The organism is Ruegeria sp. BHSC037 (assembly GCF_059613045.1).
On sequence record NZ_JBXWRT010000014.1, the window covers coordinates 63,955 to 87,148 of the forward strand.

Genomic DNA, 23,194 nt, shown 5'->3' on the forward strand with positions numbered 1-23,194 from the left:
CTTGCGCATTCTCCACCTCTGTCCGCTGGCCAATGGCCTATTCGACCCCCAGCGCCCCGAGCCAGTCCAGAATACCCTGCACCGTGGCCGCGTCCTGCCCGGGCGAGGTCAGCCGCCCCGCAACCACATGCGAATAGGGGTCGTCACCCGGCCCCATTGTCACTGTGTGCACGGTTGCAGGCACGCCCCATGCGGCGGCGACTTTGCGCGTTAGGTCCGGCCGCACGATCTTGTCCTCATCCGAAAACCAGAACAGCGCCGGCAGCAACGCCCTGGAGAAATCCAGCGCCCGCACCCGGTCGACCAGCACCGACATCGGTACCACGGCCTCCCACGGATAGACCAATGTCCAGTACGTGTTCCGTTTGGCATCGTCGCCCGACACGTCGCGGGTTTCCCCCATCAGCAACGGCAGCCAACTGCGCGCCCAAGGCAGTGACGGTATCCAGGATCCGGCCGCCTGCACCCCGAAATTGGGCGATATGAACACCATCCCGACCACGTCCTTGCTCAGCTCGGGGTCCAACGCCGCGGCTGCCGCCAGGGTCCCCCCGGTCGAGGTCGAGATCACGATGACCTCCTCGCCCACGGCGCGGGCGGCGGCCAGACCTTCGGCCATGTCCCGCATCCAGCCCGAGGCCGTCCCCTCGGCCATCGCATCCGACCCGCGCCCGTGCCCCTGCAGGCGCGTATAGACCAGATTGGCCCCCAGCGCGTCGGCGATCCTGTCGGGCACCGGGCGGATTTCCTCGGACGAGGCCGAAAACCCGTGCACATAAAGCACCGAATAGGGCGTGCGCCGTTCCTTGAATCTGTCCTGCCAGATCACCCGCTTTTCGACACCCGGCACGATGTCGTCATAGGCGGACTCGATGCTTTCGAAATAGACCTGAACCCCCTCGCCGAACTTGCGCGGATCGAACCGCGGGTGCAGATCTACCTCTTCGCGCGGGCCGAACCAGTAGATCAGCCCGCCGACCACCACCAACGCCAGCAAGGCCCGCCCGAGAAACCGCCCCAGCCGCCACATCAATTGGCCCCCATCACGTCGCGAACCGCATCCTCGATCAGCCCCAGGCACGGCCCGTCCGAGAACCGGTGATCCGCATCCTTGACCAGCAACAGCCGCATGTCCGGCCCGCTGGCATGGTCGAGCAACCGTACAGCGGTGTCGACCGAAACCGCCGTATCAGCCGTGCCCTGCAGGAACCGCACCGGAAACGGCAGGTTCAATGGCGACCGCAACACCAGCCGCGTCCGGCCATCCTCGATCATCCGCTTGGTGATGATGTAGGGCTCCATGTAATCCGAGGGCAACTCAACATGCCCCTCCGTCTCCAGCGCCTGTTTCTGTTCGTCGCTGAACGAGGCCCAATAACCGTCCTCGGTGAAATCCGGCGCCGCCGCGATCGTGACCATGCCGGCGATCCGCTCGGGCATGGCCTTGGCCAGCAATAGCGCCTGCCACCCGCCCATGGACGAACCCACTACGATCAGTGGCCCCTTGGTCAGCGCTGAAACCGCCGCAACCGTGTCCTCGTGCCAATCCCCGATACAGCCCTCCTCGAACCGGCCGGAACTTTCGCCATGCCCGGAGTAGTCGAACCGCAGATAGGCCTGCCCACGCGCCCGCGCCCAGTCCTCCAGATGCACCGCCTTGGTGCCCTCCATGTCCGACTTCAGACCACCCAGAAAAACGACCGTGGGCCCCACCCCTTCGCTCTTGTGATAGGCCAGCCGCCGCCCCTTCGGCGTTTCCAGAAATGTCGTCGCTGCCATGAAACCCTCACTTGCTTTTCCAGCATCATGCACGCACCGCGCCCAAGTGCAATTCCCCGCCCCCTCTTCATCTGGCCTCAAATATCCCGGGGAGCGCGAGGGGCAGCGCCCCTCGCCCCTCACCCTTGACACAGACACCACCACCTGCCACACGGGCCCGACACCATAACCCGCAACCGGGCGTTCTGTGGGCGCCAAACCGACGAGGAGAGCCAGATCATGGCCCTGGATTCAAAATCCGTCTCTCTTACCTTCCCAGATGGCAATTCCCGATCCTACGCGGCAGGCGTGACGCCGGCCGAGGTCGCTGCCGACATCTCCACCTCGCTGGCGAAAAAGGCCATCTCGGCCACCGTCAACGGCCAGCACTGGGACCTGCAGTGGCCCATCGAACAGGATGCCGAAATCGCCATCCACACGATGAAGGACGAGGCCCAGGCCAACGAACTGATCCGCCACGACTTTGCCCACGTGATGGCCCGCGCGGTGCAGGAAATCTGGCCCGCCACCAAGGTCACAATCGGCCCGGTCATCGAAAACGGCTGGTACTACGACTTCGACCGCGAAGAACCCTTCACGCCCGAAGATCTCGGCCTCATCGAGAAAAAGATGAAAGAGATCATCAACAAGCGCGACCCGGTCACCACCGAGATCTGGGAGCGCGAGCGCGCCATCGAATTCTACAAGGCCAACAACGAGCCCTACAAGGTCGAACTGGTCGAGGCGATCCCTGGTGACGAACCGGTGCGCATGTACTGGCACGGCCACTGGCAGGACCTCTGCCGCGGCCCGCACCTGCAGCATACCGGCCAACTGCCCGGCGACGCGTTCAAGCTGATGTCCATCGCCGGCGCCTACTGGCGCGGCGACAGCAACCGCCCGATGCTGCAGCGTATCTATGGCGTGGCCTTCACCGGCAAGGAAAAGCTCAAGGCGCACCTGCACATGCTGGAAGAGGCCGCCAAACGCGACCACCGCAAGCTGGGCCGCGAGATGGACCTGTTCCACATGCAGGAAGAGGCCCCGGGCCAGATCTTCTGGCACCCCAACGGCTGGACGATCTACACCCAGCTTCAAGATTATATGCGGCGTGCCCAGCACCGCGGCGGCTATGTCGAGGTCAACACCCCGCAGGTGGTCGACCGCAAGTTGTGGGAACGCTCGGGCCACTGGGACAAGTACCAGGAAAACATGTTCATCGTCGAAGTCGACGAGGAACACGCCCGCGAAAAGGCCGTGAACGCGCTCAAGCCGATGAACTGCCCCTGCCACGTGGAAATCTTCAAGCAGGGTCTGAAATCCTATCGCGACCTGCCGCTGCGCATGGCCGAGTTCGGATCCTGCGCACGCTACGAACCCTCGGGCGCGTTGCATGGCATCATGCGGGTCCGCGGGTTTGCCCAGGACGACGCCCATATCTTCGCGACCGAGGACCAGATTGGCGACGAATGTGCCCGCTTTATCGGATTTCTAACCGATGTCTACAAGGATCTGGGCTTTGACAGTTTCAAGGTCAAATTCTCGGATCGCCCCGAACAGCGCGCCGGCTCGGACGAGGTCTGGGACAAGGCCGAAGAGGCCCTTCTGACCGCCACGCGCGCCGCAGGGGTCGAGCCGGAACTGAACCCCGGCGAAGGTGCCTTCTATGGGCCGAAGCTGGAATTCGTGCTGACCGACGCGATCGGGCGTGATTGGCAATGCGGCACCTTCCAGGTCGATTTCGTGCTGCCCGAACGGCTGGACGCGACCTATATCGGCGCCGACGGGGCCAAGCACCGTCCGGTGATGCTGCACCGCGCCTGTTTGGGTTCGTTCGAACGGTTCATCGGCATCCTGATCGAGGAACACGCCGGCAAGCTGCCCTTCTGGCTGGCGCCCCGGCAGGTCGTCGTCGCCTCGATCACCTCCGAGGCCGATGACTACGTTCTGGAAGTGGTCAAAACGCTCAAGGCCGCCGGTGTCCGCGCCGAGGCCGACATCCGCAACGAGAAGATCAACTACAAGGTCCGCGAGCATTCGGTCGGCAAGGTCCCGGTGATCCTGGCCGTGGGCCACCGCGAGGTCGAAGAGCGTACCGTCAGCGTCCGCCGCCTGGGCGAGAAGCAGACCCGTGTCCAGTCGCTCGAGGATGTAACAAAAGAGCTGGCGCGCGCGGCCACGCCGCCCGATCTTCTGTAACAATCGGCTCCGCCTTGCAGAAAATCCGGCCCTCAGCACGGGGCCGGACTGAAACATTTTTGGATTTCCTAATTTATTACAGTGCGTTAACTTGCAAGGGGCATTAACGTTCCCTGACACAGCCGTGAGACACGGGCTCGTGAATTCAACAGAGAGGTGTCAGCCGTTACCTTTGTCAATGTCACAAGCAGACATACGCAATCACGAAAAGGATTACCTGAGATGTCGAACACCGCCAAAACCCTCGTAATCGCAAGCGCCGTTGCAGCAGCCGTTGCCGGCACTGCCACCACCGCAGCCGCACAGGCCAAGGAAAAGTGCTATGGCATCTCGAAGGCCGGTCAGAATGACTGTGCCGCTGGTCCGGGCACCACTTGCGCCGGCACCTCGACCGTCGATTACCAGGGCAATGCCTGGACGCTGGTCGATGCAGGCACCTGCACCGATATCGAACTGCCAAAAGCTGCGGACGGAACACCCCGCAAGGGCTCACTGGAACCGCTCGAGCGTGACCTGCCCGCATAAGACTGCCTGACGGTTTACAAGGGCGGGCGTTTTCAAATTGCCCGCCCTCTTTTTTGCCGGAAAGGATCAGGCCCTTGTTAGATGACGCCCGTAAAATAAACCATTTGCCCGCCGCGCCGGGTGTTGGCTACAAGCCTCAGCACTTTGCCGACCTTCTGGCGCAGTCCGGCCCAGTCGGCTGGCTGGAAATTCACGCCGAAAACTACATGGGCGACGGCGGTCGCCCCCTGGCGCAACTGCGTCACCTTGCCGAACGGTTTCCCATCTCGGTGCATGGCGTGGGCCTGTCGATCGGCGGCGAAGGACCGCTGGACGCCGAGCACCTGGAGCGATTGAAACACCTTGTGGGCTGGCTGAACCCGGCCAGCTTTTCAGAACATCTGGCATGGTCCACCCATGACAGCCAGTTCCTGAACGATCTGCTGCCCCTGCCCTATACAGACGCCACACTGGCGCGCATCTGCGATCATATCGATCAGGTACAAGAGACGGTGGGCCGGCAGATGCTGCTGGAAAATCCGTCCAGCTATCTCGCTTTTGCCGAAAGCACTCGGTCTGAACCCGACTTCTTGCGCGAGGTCGCACGCCGGACCGGATGTGGCCTGCTGCTGGACGTCAACAATGTTTTCGTCTCGGCCACCAATCTGAATTGCAGCCTGCAGGCCTATATCGACGCCTACCCTGTGGACCAGGTTGGCGAGATCCACCTGGGTGGCCACGACGAGGACGAGGACGACCATGGGAAACCCCTGCTGATCGACAGCCACGGCCGCGCCGTCGTCGACCCGGTTTGGGCTTTGCTGGATTATGTGCTCGACCAATCAGGCCCCAAACCCGTGCTGATCGAATGGGACAATGACGTGCCCGACTGGCCCACCCTGCGCGCCGAGGCTGAACGCGCGCAATCCGCGCTGGACCGGATCCCGGCATGAGCGTTTCGCAATCGGAATTCCGGGCGGCCTTGCTGGACCCGGCAGCCCCCGTGCCCGACGGGTTGCTGGACGACCAGGCCCGCCCCGCCGGACGCCGCTTCAACGTCTATCGCAACAACGTAGCCGTGTCGCTGACCGAAGCCATGCACCAGGCATTTCCGGTCATAACCAAGCTGCTGGGTCCGCAGAACATGGACGGTCTGGCCGGGATCTATCTGCGTCAGCACCCGCCGACCTCCCCGCTGATGATGTTCTATGGCGAGAGCTTCCCCGAATTTCTCGCCGACACCAAGCAACTGGCGCATCTGGGCTATCTGCCTGACGTGGCGCGGCTGGAGCTCGCCCTGCGCCGGTCGTACCACGCCGCCGACAGCCAGCCGATCGCGCCCGACGTGCTGGCCACCCTGCCGCCCCAGGACTTGATGCAGGCCCGGCTGGGAATTGCCCCGGCCATGCAGCTGATCCGGTCCGACTGGCCCATTTACGCCATCTGGTTGTTCAACACCGAAGACGGCGCGCCAAAGCCCGAGCCCGGTGCGCAGGACGTGCTGATCACGCGCGCTGAATTCGACCCGTCGCCGCACCTGCTGCCCCCCGGCGGGCTCGACTGGATCACCGCCATTCAGGCCGGCCGGACCATTGGCCAGGCCTTCGAGGCAACCACCGCTCGGACGCCCGCATTCGACCTGGGTGCCACCCTGGCACTGCTGCTGCAGGGCAATGCGATCACTTCTGTCACCATCGAAAGGCCGGAAACATGACTGCCCTGATTTCTCTGCACAATTCCGCATTCGGTAAGCTGGACCACGCCTCGAGCTGGCTGACGCCGACAGTGGCGCGGCTGACCTTTGCTGCGGTTCTTCTGGTCTATTACTGGAACTCGGCCATGACCAAGCTGGGCAGCGGCTTTTTGGGGTTCCTTTTCCCTTCGGACGGGGCCTATGTGCAGATCTTCCCCAAGGCGATGGAGGCCGTCGGCTATGACAGCTCGCAGCTTGGGTTCTTTACCTGGCCCGTTGCCGTCGCCGGCACGTGGGCCGAGTTCATCCTGCCAGCATTGCTGCTGGTGGGGCTGTTCACTCGCCTTGCCGCCCTGGGCATGATCGGGTTCGTCTGGGTGCAGACATTCACCGATGTCACCGGGCATGGGGTCAAGCTGGGCAGTCTGTTCGACAACACCATCACCCTGATGGATCAGCGGGTTATGTGGACCTTCCTGTTCGTGGTTATCGTGATCAACGGCGCGGGCCCGCTCTCGCTCGATCGGGTTCTGCGCCTGAAATGACCTAGAAATGCGCCTTGGGTTCGTCCGGCTTGCCCGCGGCGATCCCAAGCAGCCCCGCGACGCCGGCGAAGGCAATGGGGAACATGGTAAACACGCCAAAGCCAAAGGCGTAGTACATTCCCGCCGCGGAAATCAGCAGCAAGACCCCCGCCACCAAAGCCCGGGCGTGCGCCATCGCACCCCCGGCAATCGCCAGCATCGGCGCAAAGATCGAGGCCGTCTTGATCAGTTCCGGGTTCTCCACCTGCTCGGCCAGACCTTCAATCTCGCCATAGCGATTCACCAATTCGACGAACCCGTATCCGAAAAACCCGACGATCATTCCGACCAGCCCGGCGATGACCCCCAGGATCATGGCTGCGTTTCGCATGCTGTCTTCCTTGCTATTGCGTCGTGACAGATAGGCACCCTTTCAGACAATGCCAAGGCCGGCTTGGGTCTGCGGGGTCCAGCCCAGATACATCTCGGCCCCGTTTTCGATCAGCGGCCGCTTCATCAGTGTGGGGTGGTCAGCCAGCAGTTCCAGAACCGGACGCGCGCGCGCGGCCGCGTCCAATCCGCGCCAGGTCGTTGAACGGGTGTTGAGCAAGGTGTCGCCGAAACGCGCAAATGCCCGCGCCAGTACATCGGCCGGCACGCCTTGCGAGCGCACATCTACAAACTCGGCATCCGGAAGCGATTTCAACGCCTTGCGGCAAGTGTCACAGGTCTTGAGACCATAAAGGCGCATGGCCGGTCCTCTTTGGTTTTTGATCCAATTTCGGGCAAAACGCAGTGCCTGGCCCAGTATTCCTTGATTTTTTACCGCACCGTGCAATGTTGAAAAAGGCGAAACACATAATTTACGCCGTCTCGTTCGCTCGGAACTGCGTCGATTGGTGGTCGCTTTGACTATGCCCTGTCATTTCGCAGGGTGACGCGCAAGGAGAAGGAGACACGGAATTATGCCTACCGGCACCGTGAAGTGGTTCAATACGACCAAAGGCTATGGTTTTATTGCCCCTGATGAGGGTGGCAAGGATGTGTTTGTTCATATCTCGGCCGTAGAACGATCCGGCCTGACCGGACTCGCCGACAATCAGAAAGTCTCGTACGAGTTGCAGGACGGACGCGACGGCCGCCAAATGGCGGGTGATTTGAAGCCCATGTAATCGGTCCGCCCGTCCGGGTGGCGCCCTGAAACAAGGTCGACGGCCAATTTGCGGGCCGTCGACCGCTCCCCTACCGCCCCCTATCCCCTGCGCCGGTTTTTGACCGGGTCGGCTGTTTGAGAAGCGGTCATGACGTTGCCCAGACAGGCTGCGTGGCTAGGTGTTGCGGATCACCGCCTCGAACTCCCGCCACTCGCGCGCGGTCATGCCCGAGTTCTCCTGTGTCACCGCCTCACCTTGCAGCATGCGCCGCAGTGCTTCGACCATCTGCGCTGACAAGTTGACCGCACCCAGGCGGTAGTCCTCGAACGCCTTGTAGGCGAACGGAACCCAGTCAGCCACGATTTTGCACATGGTTTCGGCATAGACCCGGATTTCGTATTGCGCATGCGGGTCGGCCCGCAACCGCAGGAAATGGAACAAGTTATGCAAGTCCACCTTCCAGTACCACTGCGTATAGATGTTGGCCGGCAGGTTCATCCGCGCCAGTTCGCGCGCCAGCCCCTGCTGGCCGTCCTGACTGATCATCGCTTCGTAATTGTCGTAGCAGCGGGCGCTGTCGGCCTTGAGAATGTCCAGCACGCGGGCAGCTTCTTCACCCTGCAACGCCTCTCCCCGGCCCTGATTGTTGACCGCCGACTGCGCCGCCAATTGATCCGGCGCGGGGATGTAGAATTCCCGGTCAAGGATCGAATAGCGGGCGGAGTATTCATTTACATTCGCCGTGCGGTGCCGGATCCACTGTCGTGCTACGAAGACCGGCAGTTTGACATGCAGCTTGACCTCGCACATCTCGAACGGGGTCGAGTGCCAGTGCCGCATCAGATAGCGGATCAACCCCTCGTCATTCTGCACCGATTTGGTGCCCTTGCCGTACGAGACCCGCGCCGCCTGGCAGATCGCCGCGTCGTCGCCCATATAGTCGATCACCCGCACGAAACCGTGGTCCAGAACCGAGTGTGCGGTGTACAGATGCTCTTCCATGCCGGGCGCCACGACTCGACGGGTCGGCTGCGTCTGGGCGCGTTGTTCTTCGATTTCGGCCAGTTGTTCGGCAGACAGCGGCATGAAATTTCCCTCTCCAGCATTGAGTCGTCTAACACTATATATCGGCAGCACTGGCATCGAAACCGCGATATGTACGGCGCTTTGTGCATTTTTCGGATGGAGCCCTGCCCGCCCCTCGACACCCACCGACAGCGCGCTAAGCTGACGCAGATTATCTTGAAAAAAGGAAAACACGATGGGGCTGAAATACCTCCACACGATGGTTCGGGTGAAGGACCTGGACAAATCCATGGCGTTCTACAAGCTGCTGGGGTTGCAGGAAACCCGCCGTTATGACAGCGAAGAGGGGCGGTTCTCGTTGATTTTCATGGCACCTCCGGGGCAGGAGGACGCACCGATTGAACTGACCTACAACTGGGACGGCGATGATGGTCTGCCCAGCGACAGCCGCCATTTCGGGCACATCGCCTATAGCGTCGACAATATCTATGAAACCTGCCAGCACCTCGCCGACAACGGCGTCGTCATCAACCGCCCGCCGCGCGACGGGCGCATGGCCTTTGTGCGCTCACCGGACAACATCTCGATCGAACTGTTGCAGAACGGCGAACCGCTGCCCCCGGCCGAGCCGTGGGTCAGCATGGAAAACACCGGCCACTGGTGATCCGCTGGTTGACAGCCCTGGGGTTGGCCGCCTTGGCCGGCCCCGTTCAGGCCGAGCAATGCCGCCTGGCACTGCTGCTTGCACTCGACATCTCGGTATCGGTCGATGCAACCGAGGACGCGCTGCAGCGTCAGGGCTTGGCCGCCGCTCTGGTTGCGCCCGAGGTTGAACGGGCGTTCTTTTCGTCGCCCATGCCCGTGGCCTTGGCCGCCTATGAGTGGAGCGGGCGAAACACGCAGCATGTCATCCTGCCCTGGCAGATGATCGAAACCCGGGCCGATCTGCTTGATGTGGCCCGGCGCATCGGTCGTTCCACCCGCTCCGATGCCGGGTCCGCCACAGCCATGGGCCACGCGCTGGGGTACGGTGCAACCTTGATGCGCCAAGCCCCGCCCTGCCTGTTCCAGACCATTGATCTGTCGGGGGACGGATCGAACAATGACGGCTACGGCCCGCAGATCGCCTATCGCCATTTCCCCTTTGAAAACGTCACGGTCAACGGGTTGGTCATCAACGCCGCAGATTTCGAAGGCGAGCTGTTCCTGATCCCGTTCTTTGAAAACAACGTCCTGCACGGCCCCGGAGCCTTTCTGGAAATCGCCCAGGGATTCGAGGACTTCGAACGCGCCATGCGCCGCAAACTGGAGCGCGAGTTGACCAGCCTGCAGATCGGCGCGCTGGAGAGGGCCGTCCGATGATCGTCCGAGCGCTGGCGTTGTTGATGTGCCTGGTCGCGACCCCGCTTGCCGCCCAATGCCGACAGGCACTGGCGCTGGGGCTGGATGTTTCGGGCTCGGTCGACAGCCGTGAGTACCGATTGCAACTGGACGGGCTGGCGGCAGCCCTGCAGCGGCCCGAAGTGCAAGACCTCATCCTTTCGGACCCGAGCACACCGATCCGGCTTGCCGTCTTCGAATGGAGCGAAACCAGCTTTCAACGCGTGCTCATCGACTGGACCACTCTGCGCAGTTCATCCGACCTGCAGGCCATCGCCGAACGCCTGAAAGCCACCCGCCGCTCGTCGGCGCCACAAGGCACCGCGGTGGGGGCTGCGATGCAGTTCGGCGCCGGGCTTCTGGCTGGGCAAGCGGATTGCTGGAAGCGCACGCTTGATCTGTCGGGGGACGGCAAGCACAATGTCGGCCCACATCCGCGAACGGCCAAGTCAGCGCTGCGCAGCGCTGGCCTCACGATCAACGGTTTGGTGATCGGCGCCGACGATCCCGGCAACGGCGACGCTCGCTTTGTCCAGATCGGAGAGCTTTCAGCCTATTACAATGCCTGGGTCATCCTGGGCCCCGGCGCGTTCGTAGAAACGGCGCTGGGGTTCGAAGCCTACGAGGACGCCATGACCCGTAAGCTGATCCGCGAGCTTGACGCGCTGGTGATGTCGCAGGGCCTGCCCGCCACCGATCAGTAGATATAGCGGATCTGGTCCGTCCAGTACCGCTCAACCCGGCGCAGCGCGCTGGTGATGTCTTCGATTCCGTCCGCGCCCAAGACACCTTTGCTCTGCAGCCCGTCCGCGTGGCGTGCAAACAGGTCGGCCACGATATCGCGAATCTCGCGCCCGCGTTCGGTCAGCCGAACCCGGACCGAGCGCCGATCGATCTCGCAACGCTGATGGTGCATATACCCCATCTCGACCAGTTTCTTGAGGTTGTAGCTGACATTGCTGCCTTGGTAATAGCCGCGGCTTTTGAGTTCACCCGCTGTCACCTCGTGATCGCCGATGTTGAACAACAGTAGAGCCTGTACGGCGTTGATCTCCAGCACACCGACCCGCTCGAACTCGTCCTTGATGACATCCAGCAGCAGCCGATGCAGGCGTTCGACCAGGGCCAGCGCCTCCAGATAGCTGGACATGAACCCCTTGGCCCCCGGCGCGGAGACCTGCATTTCCAAACTCATCCGATCCTCCGATTCAGTCGCGCTGTTCTCGAAACTTTGGCGCGAAATCCCGAATAATCGGTTAAATCCGGATTTTCCTCATTTTTGAAAGGTTTGCGCGATTTCCGAGATCAAATCCTCAAACGGAGCGGGCGGCGCAACCTGTCCGGTAACCCACTGATAGAGATCCTGATCGTTCTCATGCAGCAGCGCGTCGTACCGGTCCAGCCCAGCATCGTCCATCGCATCCAGATTGCGCTCGGCATAGGCCTGCAGGATGATGTCCATCTCTTTGATGCCACGTCGCATCGACCGCATCTTCATCCGTTTGATCCGGGTTTCGCGCGTTTCGGTCATTCGCCTTTCTCCAGCTTCAAACGCAAGGCCTTTTCCACCCGCGCTAGCCGCTCGGAACTGGCGCGCATCTCACCGCGGATCGCACGCAGCTCGGCAACCAGCGGAGCCAGCTCGGCATCTCCTTCTACAAGATCGGGCACGCCCGCGCCCTCGCCTTCGCCGGTCAGCAACCACATGATCGACACGTTCAGCATCCCCGCCATCATCGACAGCTTGTTTGCCCGCGGCTCGGACATGTCGTTTTCCCACCCGACCACGGTGGCCTTCTTGACACCCAATCTCCGCGCCAGTTGGGCTTGGGTCATGCCGGCGGCTTCGCGTGCGCCGGCCAGACGATCTCCGAACGTCGCCGCCTCGGGTCCGAACCAGTCGGTTTCGTCGCTCATCAAACTCTCCAGTTCTGCAAATGCATATCGCTTGATCGTGTTTCGGGCGCACCCTATGACAGTCGGGACCAACATACAAACGGGGCCGTCCATGAGCTTTCTGTCTGCGACACTGTCGCGCGTCAAACCTTCGCCCACCATCGCCATGACGGCCAAGGCCGCCGAGTTGCGGGCCGCCGGGCGCGACGTCATCGGCCTGAGCGCGGGCGAGCCCGATTTCGACACCCCGCAGAACATCAAGGACGCCGCCGTCGCCGCCATCGCCGCGGGCAAGACCAAATACACCGCCCCCGACGGCATCCCCGAGTTGAAACAGGCCATCTGCGCCAAATTCAAGCGCGACAATGGGCTGGACTACACGCCCGCGCAGGTCTCGGTCGGCACGGGCGGCAAGCAGACGCTCTACAACGCGCTGATGGCCACGCTGAACCCGGGCGACGAGGTGATCATCCCCGCCCCCTACTGGGTCAGCTATCCCGACATGGTGCTGCTGGCCGGGGGCACCCCGGTGCCGGTGGAAACCACGCTGGAAAACCGCTTCAAGCTGACCGCCGAACAGCTCGAGGCCGCGATCACGCCCAAGACCAAGTGGTTCATCTTCAACTCGCCCTCGAACCCCACCGGCGCGGGCTATTCGTGGGACGAGCTCAAGGCACTGACTGATGTTCTGATGCGTCACCCCCATGTCTGGGTCATGTCCGACGACATGTACGAACATCTGGCCTATGACGGGTTTCAGTTCTGCACGCCCGCGCAGGTCGAACCGGGGCTCTATGACCGCACGCTCACCTGCAATGGGGTCTCTAAGGCCTATGCCATGACCGGCTGGCGCATCGGCTATGCCGCGGGCCCCGTCGAGCTGATCGCGGCGATGCGCAAGATCCAGTCGCAATCGACCTCGAACCCCTGCTCGATCAGCCAGTGGGCCGCGGTCGAGGCACTGAACGGCACGCAGGAATTTCTTGCGCCGAATAACGGGATGTTCAAACGCCGCCGCGATCTGGTCGTGGACATGCTGAACCAGATCGAGGGCATCACCTGCCCCACCCCCGAGGGCGCGTTCTACGTCTACCCCTCGATCGCCGGGCTGATCGGCAAGACCACGCCCGCCGGGACGGTCATCGACAGCGACGAGGCATTTGCAACGGCCTTGCTGGAAGAGGCCGATGTGGCCGTGGTGTTTGGCGCGGCTTTCGGCCTGTCGCCGAATTTCCGCGTCAGCTACGCGACCTCGGACGAGGCCTTGACCGAGGCCTGCACCCGCATCCAGCGGTTCTGCGCTTCCCTGAAATAAACCCGAGACCCCCATGTCCGCGACCCTACCCGAATACTATTTCCGCGTCCGCGAGAACGGCGCCGCAGTCTATCGGATCGACACGGAAAACCGACAGCGCCGGATCGAGATGGATCAGATCGCGGTCGTCAACATCCGCAATGGCGAGGTCAAGCCACACGGCCAGCGCACTCTGACCGAGGCCGACAAGGCCGAGATCGCCCGCTGGATGGAGGACCGCAAGGCGCTGTTGGCGCAGCGTGACATCGACGACATCCACCGAACCATCGACCATCTGAACCTGACGGCGCAATGGGCCCAGTCCAAGGCGACTGACAACCAGTTGGAACAGGTCACCGACCGGCTGCTGCTGGCGATGCATGACTTGCGTTCGGTCTTGGTGCGCAAGAAGGCCGACCGCCAGCCCAAGAGCTGAGAGGCTATTCGGCCGGCACGCCCACCGCCTTGACCGAGCGCGTCCAGAACCGTGTCATCAGCAGGACGGCGGCCGAAGCCAGCCCCAGCACCAGCCCCAACCAGACTCCGATACCGTCCATCCCGCGGATGAAGCCGAAATAGTACGAAGCCGGGATCCCCACGACCCAATAGCTGAGCCCGGCCATCACCATCGGCACCTTGGCGTCCTGCAGCCCGCGCAGCAGGCCCAGCGCGATTACCTGCGCCCCATCCACCAGTTGGAACAGCGCGGCCATAGCCAACAGCCCGGCCCCGATCGCCAGGATCTGCGGGCGCTGCGGGTCGTCCGATTCGACGAATACCGAGATCAGCGGCTCGGCGCAGGTCAGGAACAGGATGATCGTCATCACCGAAACCACCAGCGACATGCCCGTGACCGCGATTGCGCCTTTTTCCAGATGCGCGCGGTCCTTCCGGCCCAGCGCATTGCCGGCCCGGATCGTCGCCGCGTTGGACAGGCCCAGATGCACCATAAAGGTGGCCGAGGCCAGGTTCAGCGCGATCCCATGCGCCGCCAGCGGCACCTGCCCGATCCAGCCCATCATGAAGGCCGAGGTCGCAAACAGCGACACCTCTGCCAGAAGGGTCAGACCAATCGGCACGCCAAGCTTCAGCACGCTGAAGAACATCTCCCAGTCCGGGCGCCAGAACCGCTGGAACAGACTGTGTTCCGGCAGGACCTTCACCGCGTAGATGATGACCGCCACCAGGGACACGGTCTGGGTCACCACCGAGGCGATCGCCGCCCCCATCACGCCCAGTTCCGGCGCGCCCCAATTGCCGAAGATCAGCGCATAGTTGGTCAGGCCGTTGACCACTGCCGCCGCGACGGTGATCCACAGCACGATCTGCGTGCGCTCAAGCGCGGCCAGATAGGATTTCAGCACCATCACCACCAGCGCCGGAAACAGACCCCAGCCGGCGACCCTCAGATACTCGGACGCGGTCTGCGCCACTTGCGGATCCTGATCCGTGGCGATCAGAATCGGGTAGGACCACCACAGCAGCGGCATCACCAGCATGCCATACAGCAGCGACAACCACAGACCCATGCGGGTGCTGCGGCGAATGCTGGTTTCATCCTCCTCGGCAGCCGAGGTGGCAACCATCGGCATCACCGCCAAGCCGAATCCGCCCCCGAACAGGAACAGCACGAAATAGAAACTGCCGGCCAGCGTCACCGCGGCCAGCGCCTCGACATCGTACCGGCCCAACATGATCGTATCGGTCAGGCCGATGGCAAACTGGGCCAGATGACCACCGATCAAGGGCAGCCCCAGCACCGCAATCGCCCGGACATGGGCAGGATAAGTCATCACCTTGCTCATCCCGCCAGCCTTATGCCCGGCCCCGACACGGGGCAAGGGCTCATCTGGAAAATCTCGATCCGAGACCAGCTGCCCGCCGATCAGCTCGCCCGGGCATCAGGATGCAGGGCCGTGCCCAGGATGTGATCCGACCGGTGGACCACATGATGCGCCTGACCCACGATCAACGGATCGGGCTGGCCCACGACGTCATGATCCTTGTCCGGATAATCCAGCGTCGACAGGAAATGCCGCATGCAGTTCAGCCGGGCGCGTTTCTTGTCGTTCGACTTGACGATGGTCCAGGGCGCGTCGGCGGTGTCGGTATAGAAGAACATTGCCTCTTTCGCCTCGGTGTAGTCGTCCCATTTGTCCAGACTGGCCTTGTCGATGGGCGACAGCTTCCACTGCTTCAGCGGGTCGGTCTCGCGGCTCTTGAAACGGCGAAGCTGTTCGTCCCGCGTGACCGAGAACCAATACTTGTAAAGTTGGATCCCGGACCGCACCAACATGCGCTCCAACTCGGGCGTCTGGCGCATGAACTCGAGGTATTCGTTGGGGGTGCAGAACCCCATCACCCGCTCGACTCCAGCCCGGTTGTACCAGGATCGATCGTAGAACACCATTTCGCCGACCGTGGGCAATTCCTGAATGTAGCGCTGATAATACCACTGGCCCTTCTCCTCCCAGGTCGGTTTGTTCAGCGCGACCACGCGGGCCTGACGTGGGTTCAGATGCTCCATGAACCGCTTGATCGTGCCGCCCTTTCCAGCGGCATCACGACCCTCGAACAGCAGAACGAACTTCTGCCCGGTCTCCTGTGCCCACAGCTGCACCTTCAGCAACTCGGCCTGCAATTGGGCCTTTTGCTTTTCATAGACCGAGCGGGACAGCTTGGTGCGATAGGGGTATTCGCCGCTTTCGAAAGCCTGCCGGATCTTTTCGCGGGTCGGCGCCTCCGGATCCGCCTTCGGCTTGGCCGCGGCGGCCTCGGGCGTTGAGTTCGGTTTCTGCTGGGTCACTGCATCCATGCGATCACTCCGGTTTTGCTGTTCACCGAAACACCTAGCAAATTTGTATCTTTTTCGCGTTGATCCGTATCAAGTTGACTTCGCTCTCAGGTCCGAAAATGCTGGGCCAAGCGGCATCACCCAGGAATTGTGCATGAAAACCGAATATCTCGACCTGAACGGCCAGCCGTTCTTCGTCCGTCGCTGGGGCAATGCAGACCTTCCACCATTGCTGATGCTGCACGGCTTCCCGGAATACGGGGGTGCCTGGTCCGACCTTGCCCCGCACCTGGCGGACCATTTCCACTGCATCGCCCCCGACCAGCGCGGCTGTGGCCAAAGCTGGGCGCCCGAAGGCACCGAGCATTACGTCCTCTCACAGCTCGTCTCGGACATGGCCGCCCTGATCGAACAGATCGGCGCGCCGATCACCGTTCTGGGCCACGACTGGGGGGCATCGGTGGCATACGGCCTCGCAATGTTCCGCCCTGGACTCGTCAGCCGCCTGATCATCGCCAATGGCGTCCACCCCTACCCCTTCCAGCGCGAGATGGCCAAGGGCGGCGCGCAATCCCAAGCCTCGCAATACATCAACCAGCTCCGCGCACCCAACTCGGCCGACTGGCTGTCCGCGGACAATTTCGCCAAACTCGAACAGTTCTTCCGGCACGGCATGGGCACCGACTGGCTGACGCCCGACCAGATGCAATCCTATCGCACGGAATGGGCCCGCCCCGGCCGCCTCGACGCCATGCTGAACTGGTACCGCGCCTCTCCCCTGCAGGTCGCCGACCCCGGCAAGCCGCTGGCCGACCCACCGCAACTGCCGACCGAGCGGCTGCGCGTAACCTGCCCGCACCTGCTGATCTGGGGCCCCGAGGACAAGGCCCTGCTGCCGGAAACCACCGAAGGGCTCGAGGATTTCGCCCCCGACCTCACCCGCGTCACCATCCCCGGCGCCGACCACTGGCTGCACCACCAGCACCCCCAGAAGGTCGCGCAAGCCATCCTCGACTGGACCGACAAGACCTGACCCGACCCTTCATCTGGCCTCAAATATCCCGGGGAGCGCGAGGGGCAGCGCCCCTCGCTCGCACAACGCCCGCCCCCGACTTTACCCACAACACCTCGCCCCCCTCTTTCCCAGACCCACATCACCTGCCATAATGGGCCCAAACCCAAGAACAAGAGCAGCCCCCATGCCCGACGACCTGTTGACGCCCGAATCCGCCACCACCTACGACGCCTCCTCGATCGAGGTCCTCGAAGGTCTGGAGCCCGTCCGCAAGCGACCGGGCATGTATATCGGCGGCACCGACGAACGGGCGCTGCACCACATGGTGGCCGAGATCCTCGACAACTCGATGGACGAGGCCGTCGCCGGCCACGCCAACCGTATCGAGGTGGAACTGCACGAGGATTACGCGGTCACCATCCGCGACAACGGCCGCGGCATCCCGATCGACCCGCACCCGAAATTCCCCGACAAATCCGCGCTCGAGGTGATCCTGTGCACCCTGCACGCGGGCGGCAAGTTCTCGGGCAAGGCCTACCAGACCTCGGGCGGCCTGCACGGCGTGGGTGCCTCGGTGGTCAACGCGCTGTCGGATTCGATGGTCGTGCAGGTGGCCCGCAACAAGGAACTCTACGAACAGCGATTCTCGCGCGGCATCCCGCTGGGCCCGGTCGAGAAAGTCGGTGCCGCCCCCAACCGGCGCGGCACCACCGTCACCTTCCACGCCGACGACCAGATCTTCGGCCACCACCGGTTCAAACCCGCGCGCCTGTTCAAGTCGATCCGCTCCAAGGCCTACCTGTTCTCGGGCGTCGAGATTCGCTGGAAATCCGCCATCGACGACGGCGAAACCCCCACCGAGGCCACCTTCCACTTCCCCGGCGGCCTGTCGGACTATCTCAAAGAGACGATGAACGGCTCCTCGACCTATGCCGACCAGCCCTTTGCCGGCACCGTCGATTTCAACGAGAAGTTCGGCACCCCGGGCAAGGTCGAATGGGCGATCAACTGGACGCCCTCGCGCGACGGGTTCATCCAGTCCTACTGCAACACCGTGCCGACGCCCGAGGGCGGCACCCATGTGGCGGGCTTCTGGGCGGCGATCCTCAAGGGCATCAAGGCTTACGGCGAGTTGATCAACAACAAGAAGGCCGCCCAGATCACCCGCGAAGACCTCATCACCGGGGGCTGCGCGCTGGTCTCGTGCTTCATTCGCGAGCCGGAATTCGTCGGCCAGACCAAGGACCGCCTCGCCACGGTCGAGGCGCAGCGGCTGGTCGAAAACTCGGTCCGCGACCATTTCGACAACTGGCTGGCCGCCGACACCAAATCCGCCGGCGCCATCCTCGACTTCCTGATCCTGCGGGCCGAGGAACGCCTGCGCCGTCGGCAGGAAAAGGAAACCGCCCGCAAGACCGCCACCAAGAAACTGCGCCTGCCCGGCAAGCTGGTCGATTGCTCGGCCACCAACCGCGAGGGCACCGAGCTGTTCATCGTCGAGGGCGACTCGGCCGGCGGGTCCGCCAAGATGGCCCGCGACCGCAAAACCCAGGCCCTGCTGCCCCTGCGCGGCAAGATCCTGAACGTGCTGGGCGCGGCCTCATCGAAACTGGGCTCGAACGCCGAGATCAACGACCTGACGCAGGCGCTTGGCGTGGGGCTGGGCAGCAAGTTCAACCTCGACGATCTGCGCTATGACAAGGTCATCATCATGACCGACGCCGACGTGGACGGCGCGCATATCGCCTCGCTCTTGATGACCTTCTTCTTCACCCAGATGCGCCCAATGATCGACGCGGGCCACCTGTACCTGGCCTGCCCGCCCCTCTACCGCCTGACCCAAGGCGCGAAACGCGTCTACTGCCTGGACGAGGCCGAACGCGACATGTGGCTGGAGAAAGGCCTGGGCGGTAAAGGCAAGATCGACGTCAGCCGCTTCAAGGGTCTGGGCGAGATGGACGCCAAGGACCTCAAGGAAACCACGATGGACCCCAAGTCGCGCAAACTGATCCGCGTGACCATCGACGAGGACGAACCCGGCGAGACCGGAGACCTGGTCGAGCGCCTGATGGGCAAGAAACCCGAACTGCGGTTCCAGTACATTCAGGAGAACGCGCGGTTTGTGGAGGAGTTGGATGTTTGACGTATGGCCCTGAGCATCACTAAGGTCGTTCCAGAATTCCTTTCGAGCAATCCAGAAAAGCGCTTCACGGCGCGAGAGATCGCGACGTGGATATTCGAAAACTACCGCCAAGACTGTGAAGAAAAACGTGCACGCAGCAGGGCGAAGAAAATCCCCTTGGACACGGATGACGCACTCATCCAACAACTCGTTGCTGAAATTGGATCGCAGAGGCGGTCGATTACGCGAAACCCGAAAATTCGCGCGACAGAAGGTCGACCCCGGAAATTCTATTATTCTGAACTAAGCGAGGACGATGAAGTCGGCTCGGCCAATCTGTCTGACAAGACCACCTTGGCATCGAACCAAATCCGAGAGTCCGATCTTTACCCTCTATTGTCCAATTACCTTAGAGATGAATTGGATGTTTTTTCGGTGCGCATCGATTAAAAACGCGCCACCAATCGCAGAGGGCAAAATGGAAATCGGTGGTTGTTTCCCGATCTTGTGGGACTTGAGGATCTAAGCGCCACGTGGGACCGCGAAACCAAAGACTGCGTGAAAGAGTTTGGGGACACGAGGGCCAAGCTTTGGTCTTTCGAGGTGAAGCTTCATCTTAATTCAACCAATGTAAGGGAAGCATATTTCCAAACCGTGAGTAATTCGTCGTGGGCCAACCTTGGATACCTTGTGGCTGCTGAGATTGAAGGCAGATTGACCATGCAGGAACTTCGGACCCTATCCGGAGTGCACGGTATCGGAGTGATGGAGTTGAACCCTTCATCGCCCAGCGACAGCCAAATTTTGATCCCTGCCAGAGAGAGACAGTCGGTCGATTGGCTCAGCGCCGACAGACTAGTGCAGGAAAATTCTGATTTCCGTCAATACATCAAAGTCGTGCGGCACTTTCACCAAACCGGCGATCTTCGCAAATCTGATTGGGACTTCAGCAAGCCGTAGGGTGGGTTTCCAACCCACCTCCCCTCCGACAAATCACCTCGCAACAGTGGGGTAAAACCCCACCCTACCCCAACCACAAACCCCGCGCTGCCGGTGGGCGCGCCCCTCCCCAAATCACCCCACCCTACATCTTCGTGAGCCCCATTGCCTGCGCCACCCGGCCCCTTAAACTCCCGGCATGAGTTTCATTACTGACCAACAGCTTCTGTTGCTGTTGCTGTTCTTTGCCGCCGGGCTGGTGGGCACCGCCTTTCTGTTCCGCAAACCCGCCGGGCACCGGGCGTGGAAGCTGGCCGATCTGGTCTGGGTCGTGCTGGGCGGGCTGGGCGCGCTGGTGGCCGTGCTGGCGGGGCTCTACACCACCGACAGCTCGCGCCTGGATCGGCAGATCGACGTGGCCTATGCCGCCTCTCGGGCCTTTGACCGCGACGCCGCGCGGTTCCGGCTGCGCTTTTGTGACCCGCCCTATGACCCCGACACCGCCGTGCTGTGCGAAAAGGTCGAGTTCCTCTCGGCCTCGACCGCCAACAATGCCGACCTGCCCCTGTTCATCGCGGTCACCAACGAGGTCGCGCCGCTGCAGGGCCTGCACTTTCTGCTGGGCGGCCGCAGTCGCGCGCAGATGGACGAGATGCACGAAAAGGCCGCCCGGGCCGATGCCTTCGACATCGAGCAGTTCCTCGTCTTCACCACGCTTGACGACAAAACTCAGGAGGCGATCGACAACATGCGCCGCAAGGTTCCGGCCATCGCCGGCGACTACATCATTCTGGCCCAAAGCTATGACGACCTGATCGAACAGGTGGGGAAGCTGAAGGATGAATGGGAATACCTGCAGGCCAACGCGCATATTCTGGTTCTGCAGATCATCGCGCTGTGCCTTGTCAGTTTTGCCGCCCCGTTCCGTCTGGGAAAATCGGTGGTCGAGCTGCGCAGCAGCCTGAGTGCCTGACCGCATGCGCCCCGTAGCGAAACCTCTGGCTTTGCCGGTCCATTCGCTTATATGAACAGCCGCACCGATTGCACGAGGACCCAAAGATGAGCACCCGCCGCATTGTGCGCCTGACCGGCGCGGATACCGACAGCTTTCTGCAAGGTCTGGTCACCAATGACATCCGCGGGCTGGACAACGGGCTGGTCTATGCCGCGTTGCTGACGCCGCAGGGAAAATACATCGCGGACTTTTTCCTGAAACGCGATGGCGACAGCGTTCTGCTGGACGTGGCCGAGGATCTGGCAGACATGCTGATCAAACGGCTGAGCATGTACAAACTGCGCGCGGACGTGACGATCGGCGAAACCGAGCTGCATCTGCAGCGCGGAACCGGCCCGGCGCCCCAAGGCGCCCTGTCCGACCCGCGTCATCCGGATTTGGGATGGCGCGCCTATTCGCCCGCCGCCGAGGCCGATGACGGAACCGACTGGGACGCGATCCGAGTCGCCCATTGCATTCCCGAAAGCGGGATCGAACTGACACCCGACACCTATATCCTCGAGGCCGGGTTCGAGCGGCTGCACGGCGTGGATTTCAAAAAAGGCTGCTATGTCGGACAGGAAGTCACCGCCCGCATGAAGCACAAGACCCAGCTGCGCAAGGGATTGCAGGTGGTTGGAATCGAAGGCGCCGCCCCGGTCGGCACCCAGATCACGTCCGAAGGCAAACCAGCGGGCACCCTGTTCACTCAATCGGGGGGCAAGGCCATCGCTCATTTGCGGCTGGACCGCGCAGGCGCGGACATGCAGGCCGCGGATGCGCGGCTGTGGCTGATCGACTGACCTCTGTTGCTCAACCGGCACGACCCTGCACGGGGCTTGCGCAGGGCATTCCTCTGGTGCGGTACCCGGAGTAGAACAGGCAGGCACGAATTGAACGGGCCGAGGGATGCTGAGACTGTACGCAACCATCTGGCGCGCCAGCGCCAAGCGGCAGGTCATACTGATCCTGCTGTCTCTTGCAGTTGCTGCGCTGGCCGCTGCGCCGCTGGAATTTCAGCGTGACATCATCAACCACCTGACCTCGGATGCGGTCGAAAAGGCCCAACTGATCTGGATGAGTGCCGGCATGATGGGCGTCATCCTGCTGAGCCTCGCCCTGAAATGGTTGCTTGGATATCGCGCTGGCACGCTGGGCGAGGACATGATCCGCCGGATCCGCCGCTTGCTTCTGGCGCGCGCAAAAGATGTTGACGAGGCCGACGAGGATGTCGGGAAAGGCACGCTGACAACGGCCATTTCCGCCGAGGCCGAAGAGCTTGGCAAATTTGCCGGCGGCGCCTTCACCGATCCGGTCGTGCAGATCGGCACATTGGTCAGTGTGATCGCCTACATTTCGTCCACCCAGCCCTGGCTGGGTCTGATCGCCTTGTCGATGATCGCACCGCAGATCGCCATCGTGCTGATTTCCCAGCGCAAGGTAAACCGCTTCGTCGCCGAGCGCGTGCGCATCCTGCGAAACGCCACCGACCATCTGACCAGCGACGACCTGCAACGGGTCACCCAGGACATCCACGACCAGTTCGACGCCATCTATGAGACGCGGCGCCGCATGTTTTTGTGGAAACTGTCCGCCAAATTTGCCCTGAGCGTGATCAACGGCGCAGGTACGGTGGCCGTACTGATGCTGGGGGGATGGCTTGTCCTGAACGGAAAAACCGACGTGGGCACCGTGGTGGCGGCCACCAGCGGGCTGGCCCGCATCCAGGGCCCCACCGCGTTCCTGATCGCCTTCTATCGGCAGGTCAGCGCCAATCGCATCAAATTCGAACTGATGCTGGAACTGTTCGGCCCCGACCGCGAGCGATACCGCTAGCCCGATGCACGGGCATGAAACAGGCCGCCCCGGGTCTTCCGGCGCGGCCCTGATCCGTATCCGTGA

General features: G+C 62.4%; 28 protein-coding genes. 18 read left to right on the top strand and 10 right to left on the bottom strand.

Annotated elements, in window-relative coordinates:
- Positions 1 to 37 precede the first annotated feature (37 nt).
- On the bottom strand, positions 38 to 1,030 hold the full coding sequence (locus AC2FMN_RS14250; RefSeq protein WP_496688919.1) for an alpha/beta hydrolase: 993 nt from the start codon (positions 1,028 to 1,030) through the stop codon (positions 38 to 40).
- Entirely contained in the window at positions 1,030 to 1,779 is a 750-nt protein-coding gene (locus tag AC2FMN_RS14255) for an alpha/beta fold hydrolase (RefSeq protein WP_496688921.1), read from the bottom strand. Before AC2FMN_RS14255 ends, AC2FMN_RS14250 begins: the two co-directional genes overlap by 1 nt.
- Positions 1,780 to 1,998: 219 nt before the next feature.
- On the opposite strand from AC2FMN_RS14255, the gene thrS reads away from it, so the two are divergent.
- The 5 genes from thrS (at position 1,999) to AC2FMN_RS14280 (ending at position 6,699) form a co-directional block, all read left to right on the top strand.
- Positions 1,999 to 3,957 (top strand): threonine--tRNA ligase, encoded by a 1,959-nt coding sequence (thrS, locus tag AC2FMN_RS14260; protein WP_496688923.1) that lies wholly within the window; start codon positions 1,999 to 2,001, stop codon positions 3,955 to 3,957.
- A 222-nt stretch (positions 3,958 to 4,179) separates the two neighbouring features.
- Complete coding sequence (locus AC2FMN_RS14265) at positions 4,180 to 4,482, top strand: BufA1 family periplasmic bufferin-type metallophore (protein WP_496680247.1); 303 nt, start codon at positions 4,180 to 4,182, stop codon at positions 4,480 to 4,482.
- A gap of 95 nt (positions 4,483 to 4,577) precedes the next feature.
- Positions 4,578 to 5,414, top strand: coding sequence for an MNIO family bufferin maturase (gene bufB, locus AC2FMN_RS14270; RefSeq protein WP_496689017.1), 837 nt, complete (start codon positions 4,578 to 4,580; stop codon positions 5,412 to 5,414).
- Positions 5,411 to 6,175 (top strand): HvfC/BufC family peptide modification chaperone, encoded by a 765-nt coding sequence (locus AC2FMN_RS14275; protein ID WP_496688924.1) that lies wholly within the window; start codon positions 5,411 to 5,413, stop codon positions 6,173 to 6,175. Before bufB ends, AC2FMN_RS14275 begins: the two co-directional genes overlap by 4 nt.
- Entirely contained in the window at positions 6,172 to 6,699 is a 528-nt protein-coding gene (locus AC2FMN_RS14280; protein WP_496688926.1) for a DoxX family protein, read from the top strand. The genes AC2FMN_RS14275 and AC2FMN_RS14280 overlap by 4 nt, the downstream gene beginning before the upstream one ends.
- A 1-nt stretch (position 6,700) precedes the next feature.
- Here AC2FMN_RS14280 and AC2FMN_RS14285 read toward each other — a convergent pair whose 3' ends face one another.
- On the bottom strand, positions 6,701 to 7,069 hold the full coding sequence (locus AC2FMN_RS14285) for a hypothetical protein (RefSeq protein WP_496688928.1): 369 nt from the start codon (positions 7,067 to 7,069) through the stop codon (positions 6,701 to 6,703).
- 42 nt (positions 7,070 to 7,111) lie between these two features.
- Positions 7,112 to 7,429, bottom strand: coding sequence for an ArsC/Spx/MgsR family protein (locus tag AC2FMN_RS14290; RefSeq protein ID WP_496688930.1), 318 nt, complete (start codon positions 7,427 to 7,429; stop codon positions 7,112 to 7,114).
- A gap of 214 nt (positions 7,430 to 7,643) precedes the next feature.
- Between AC2FMN_RS14290 and AC2FMN_RS14295 the strand changes: the two genes are divergently transcribed.
- On the top strand, positions 7,644 to 7,850 hold the full coding sequence (locus AC2FMN_RS14295) for a cold-shock protein (protein WP_496680240.1): 207 nt from the start codon (positions 7,644 to 7,646) through the stop codon (positions 7,848 to 7,850).
- A gap of 156 nt (positions 7,851 to 8,006) precedes the next feature.
- Here AC2FMN_RS14295 and thyX read toward each other — a convergent pair whose 3' ends face one another.
- A complete protein-coding gene (gene thyX, locus AC2FMN_RS14300; protein WP_496688932.1) occupies positions 8,007 to 8,918 on the bottom strand; it encodes an FAD-dependent thymidylate synthase in 912 nt (303 codons plus the stop codon).
- 175 nt (positions 8,919 to 9,093) lie between these two features.
- Here thyX and AC2FMN_RS14305 point away from each other — a divergent pair, with 175 nt between their 5' ends.
- Genes AC2FMN_RS14305 through AC2FMN_RS14315 form a run of 3 tightly spaced genes read left to right on the top strand, consistent with a single transcriptional unit; the run spans position 9,094 to position 10,942 of the window.
- A complete protein-coding gene (locus AC2FMN_RS14305) occupies positions 9,094 to 9,522 on the top strand; it encodes a VOC family protein (RefSeq protein WP_496688934.1) in 429 nt (142 codons plus the stop codon).
- Complete coding sequence (locus tag AC2FMN_RS14310; protein WP_496680236.1) at positions 9,519 to 10,220, top strand: DUF1194 domain-containing protein; 702 nt, start codon at positions 9,519 to 9,521, stop codon at positions 10,218 to 10,220. Before AC2FMN_RS14305 ends, AC2FMN_RS14310 begins: the two co-directional genes overlap by 4 nt.
- The gene (locus AC2FMN_RS14315) at positions 10,217 to 10,942 is read left to right on the top strand and encodes a DUF1194 domain-containing protein (protein ID WP_496688936.1); all 726 of its coding nucleotides are present in this window, start codon (positions 10,217 to 10,219) and stop codon (positions 10,940 to 10,942) included. The genes AC2FMN_RS14310 and AC2FMN_RS14315 overlap by 4 nt, the downstream gene beginning before the upstream one ends.
- Here the strand turns inward: AC2FMN_RS14315 and AC2FMN_RS14320 are convergent.
- From AC2FMN_RS14320 to AC2FMN_RS14330, 3 genes are all read right to left on the bottom strand, one after another.
- On the bottom strand, positions 10,936 to 11,433 hold the full coding sequence (locus AC2FMN_RS14320; RefSeq protein WP_496688938.1) for a MarR family winged helix-turn-helix transcriptional regulator: 498 nt from the start codon (positions 11,431 to 11,433) through the stop codon (positions 10,936 to 10,938). The two genes, AC2FMN_RS14315 and AC2FMN_RS14320, sit on opposite strands and share 7 nt — an antisense overlap.
- A 78-nt stretch (positions 11,434 to 11,511) precedes the next feature.
- Positions 11,512 to 11,769 carry a succinate dehydrogenase assembly factor 2 gene (locus AC2FMN_RS14325; RefSeq protein ID WP_496680230.1) on the bottom strand — a complete coding sequence of 86 codons (258 nt, stop codon included), beginning with the start codon at positions 11,767 to 11,769 and terminating at the stop codon, positions 11,512 to 11,514.
- Positions 11,766 to 12,155 carry a helix-turn-helix domain-containing protein gene (locus AC2FMN_RS14330; protein ID WP_496680228.1) on the bottom strand — a complete coding sequence of 130 codons (390 nt, stop codon included), beginning with the start codon at positions 12,153 to 12,155 and terminating at the stop codon, positions 11,766 to 11,768. Before AC2FMN_RS14330 ends, AC2FMN_RS14325 begins: the two co-directional genes overlap by 4 nt.
- 91 nt (positions 12,156 to 12,246) lie before the next feature.
- Here AC2FMN_RS14330 and AC2FMN_RS14335 point away from each other — a divergent pair, with 91 nt between their 5' ends.
- On the top strand, positions 12,247 to 13,449 hold the full coding sequence (locus AC2FMN_RS14335; RefSeq protein ID WP_496688940.1) for a pyridoxal phosphate-dependent aminotransferase: 1,203 nt from the start codon (positions 12,247 to 12,249) through the stop codon (positions 13,447 to 13,449).
- Positions 13,450 to 13,462: 13 nt separating this feature from the next.
- A complete protein-coding gene (locus AC2FMN_RS14340; RefSeq protein ID WP_496680225.1) occupies positions 13,463 to 13,864 on the top strand; it encodes a hypothetical protein in 402 nt (133 codons plus the stop codon).
- A 4-nt stretch (positions 13,865 to 13,868) separates the two neighbouring features.
- On the opposite strand, the gene AC2FMN_RS14345 is transcribed toward AC2FMN_RS14340, so the two are convergent.
- Both AC2FMN_RS14345 and ppk2 read right to left on the bottom strand, forming a co-directional pair.
- On the bottom strand, positions 13,869 to 15,233 hold the full coding sequence (locus AC2FMN_RS14345) for an MATE family efflux transporter (RefSeq protein WP_496688942.1): 1,365 nt from the start codon (positions 15,231 to 15,233) through the stop codon (positions 13,869 to 13,871).
- Positions 15,234 to 15,313: 80 nt separating this feature from the next.
- Positions 15,314 to 16,243, bottom strand: coding sequence for a polyphosphate kinase 2 (gene ppk2 / locus AC2FMN_RS14350; protein ID WP_496680221.1), 930 nt, complete (start codon positions 16,241 to 16,243; stop codon positions 15,314 to 15,316).
- A gap of 133 nt (positions 16,244 to 16,376) precedes the next feature.
- Between ppk2 and AC2FMN_RS14355 the strand changes: the two genes are divergently transcribed.
- The 7 genes from AC2FMN_RS14355 to AC2FMN_RS14385 all read left to right on the top strand — a co-directional run bounded on the left by AC2FMN_RS14355 (position 16,377) and on the right by AC2FMN_RS14385 (position 23,128).
- Positions 16,377 to 17,255, top strand: a complete 879-nt coding sequence (locus AC2FMN_RS14355) for an alpha/beta fold hydrolase (RefSeq protein WP_496688944.1) — start codon at positions 16,377 to 16,379, stop codon at positions 17,253 to 17,255.
- Positions 17,256 to 17,421: 166 nt separating this feature from the next.
- Positions 17,422 to 19,380, top strand: a complete 1,959-nt coding sequence (parE, locus tag AC2FMN_RS14360) for a DNA topoisomerase IV subunit B (RefSeq protein ID WP_496688946.1) — start codon at positions 17,422 to 17,424, stop codon at positions 19,378 to 19,380.
- Between the two features lie 3 nt (positions 19,381 to 19,383).
- Positions 19,384 to 19,809 (top strand): hypothetical protein, encoded by a 426-nt coding sequence (locus tag AC2FMN_RS14365; RefSeq protein ID WP_496688948.1) that lies wholly within the window; start codon positions 19,384 to 19,386, stop codon positions 19,807 to 19,809.
- A 42-nt stretch (positions 19,810 to 19,851) separates the two neighbouring features.
- Complete coding sequence (locus tag AC2FMN_RS14370) at positions 19,852 to 20,319, top strand: hypothetical protein (protein WP_496688949.1); 468 nt, start codon at positions 19,852 to 19,854, stop codon at positions 20,317 to 20,319.
- 178 nt (positions 20,320 to 20,497) lie between these two features.
- Complete coding sequence (locus AC2FMN_RS14375; RefSeq protein WP_496688950.1) at positions 20,498 to 21,271, top strand: hypothetical protein; 774 nt, start codon at positions 20,498 to 20,500, stop codon at positions 21,269 to 21,271.
- A gap of 86 nt (positions 21,272 to 21,357) precedes the next feature.
- The gene (ygfZ, locus tag AC2FMN_RS14380) at positions 21,358 to 22,095 is read left to right on the top strand and encodes a CAF17-like 4Fe-4S cluster assembly/insertion protein YgfZ (RefSeq protein ID WP_496688952.1); all 738 of its coding nucleotides are present in this window, start codon (positions 21,358 to 21,360) and stop codon (positions 22,093 to 22,095) included.
- A 106-nt stretch (positions 22,096 to 22,201) separates the two neighbouring features.
- Positions 22,202 to 23,128 carry an ABC transporter transmembrane domain-containing protein gene (locus AC2FMN_RS14385; RefSeq protein ID WP_496688954.1) on the top strand — a complete coding sequence of 309 codons (927 nt, stop codon included), beginning with the start codon at positions 22,202 to 22,204 and terminating at the stop codon, positions 23,126 to 23,128.
- The last annotated feature ends 66 nt before the right edge of the window (positions 23,129 to 23,194 follow it).

Coding starts and splice junctions, on each gene's coding strand:
- AC2FMN_RS14250 (WP_496688919.1), bottom strand. CDS start 1,030: ATGTGGCGGCTGGGGCGGTTTCTCGGGCGGGCCTTGCTGGCGTTGGTG.
- AC2FMN_RS14255 (WP_496688921.1), bottom strand. CDS start 1,779: ATGGCAGCGACGACATTTCTGGAAACGCCGAAGGGGCGGCGGCTGGCC.
- thrS (WP_496688923.1), top strand. CDS start 1,999: ATGGCCCTGGATTCAAAATCCGTCTCTCTTACCTTCCCAGATGGCAAT.
- AC2FMN_RS14265 (WP_496680247.1), top strand. CDS start 4,180: ATGTCGAACACCGCCAAAACCCTCGTAATCGCAAGCGCCGTTGCAGCA.
- AC2FMN_RS14275 (WP_496688924.1), top strand. CDS start 5,411: ATGAGCGTTTCGCAATCGGAATTCCGGGCGGCCTTGCTGGACCCGGCA.
- AC2FMN_RS14280 (WP_496688926.1), top strand. CDS start 6,172: ATGACTGCCCTGATTTCTCTGCACAATTCCGCATTCGGTAAGCTGGAC.
- AC2FMN_RS14285 (WP_496688928.1), bottom strand. CDS start 7,069: ATGCGAAACGCAGCCATGATCCTGGGGGTCATCGCCGGGCTGGTCGGA.
- AC2FMN_RS14290 (WP_496688930.1), bottom strand. CDS start 7,429: ATGCGCCTTTATGGTCTCAAGACCTGTGACACTTGCCGCAAGGCGTTG.
- AC2FMN_RS14295 (WP_496680240.1), top strand. CDS start 7,644: ATGCCTACCGGCACCGTGAAGTGGTTCAATACGACCAAAGGCTATGGT.
- thyX (WP_496688932.1), bottom strand. CDS start 8,918: ATGCCGCTGTCTGCCGAACAACTGGCCGAAATCGAAGAACAACGCGCC.
- AC2FMN_RS14305 (WP_496688934.1), top strand. CDS start 9,094: ATGGGGCTGAAATACCTCCACACGATGGTTCGGGTGAAGGACCTGGAC.
- AC2FMN_RS14315 (WP_496688936.1), top strand. CDS start 10,217: ATGATCGTCCGAGCGCTGGCGTTGTTGATGTGCCTGGTCGCGACCCCG.
- AC2FMN_RS14320 (WP_496688938.1), bottom strand. CDS start 11,433: ATGAGTTTGGAAATGCAGGTCTCCGCGCCGGGGGCCAAGGGGTTCATG.
- AC2FMN_RS14325 (WP_496680230.1), bottom strand. CDS start 11,769: ATGACCGAAACGCGCGAAACCCGGATCAAACGGATGAAGATGCGGTCG.
- AC2FMN_RS14330 (WP_496680228.1), bottom strand. CDS start 12,155: ATGAGCGACGAAACCGACTGGTTCGGACCCGAGGCGGCGACGTTCGGA.
- AC2FMN_RS14335 (WP_496688940.1), top strand. CDS start 12,247: ATGAGCTTTCTGTCTGCGACACTGTCGCGCGTCAAACCTTCGCCCACC.
- AC2FMN_RS14340 (WP_496680225.1), top strand. CDS start 13,463: ATGTCCGCGACCCTACCCGAATACTATTTCCGCGTCCGCGAGAACGGC.
- AC2FMN_RS14345 (WP_496688942.1), bottom strand. CDS start 15,233: ATGAGCAAGGTGATGACTTATCCTGCCCATGTCCGGGCGATTGCGGTG.
- ppk2 (WP_496680221.1), bottom strand. CDS start 16,243: ATGGATGCAGTGACCCAGCAGAAACCGAACTCAACGCCCGAGGCCGCC.
- AC2FMN_RS14355 (WP_496688944.1), top strand. CDS start 16,377: ATGAAAACCGAATATCTCGACCTGAACGGCCAGCCGTTCTTCGTCCGT.
- parE (WP_496688946.1), top strand. CDS start 17,422: ATGCCCGACGACCTGTTGACGCCCGAATCCGCCACCACCTACGACGCC.
- AC2FMN_RS14365 (WP_496688948.1), top strand. CDS start 19,384: ATGGCCCTGAGCATCACTAAGGTCGTTCCAGAATTCCTTTCGAGCAAT.
- AC2FMN_RS14375 (WP_496688950.1), top strand. CDS start 20,498: ATGAGTTTCATTACTGACCAACAGCTTCTGTTGCTGTTGCTGTTCTTT.
- ygfZ (WP_496688952.1), top strand. CDS start 21,358: ATGAGCACCCGCCGCATTGTGCGCCTGACCGGCGCGGATACCGACAGC.
- AC2FMN_RS14385 (WP_496688954.1), top strand. CDS start 22,202: ATGCTGAGACTGTACGCAACCATCTGGCGCGCCAGCGCCAAGCGGCAG.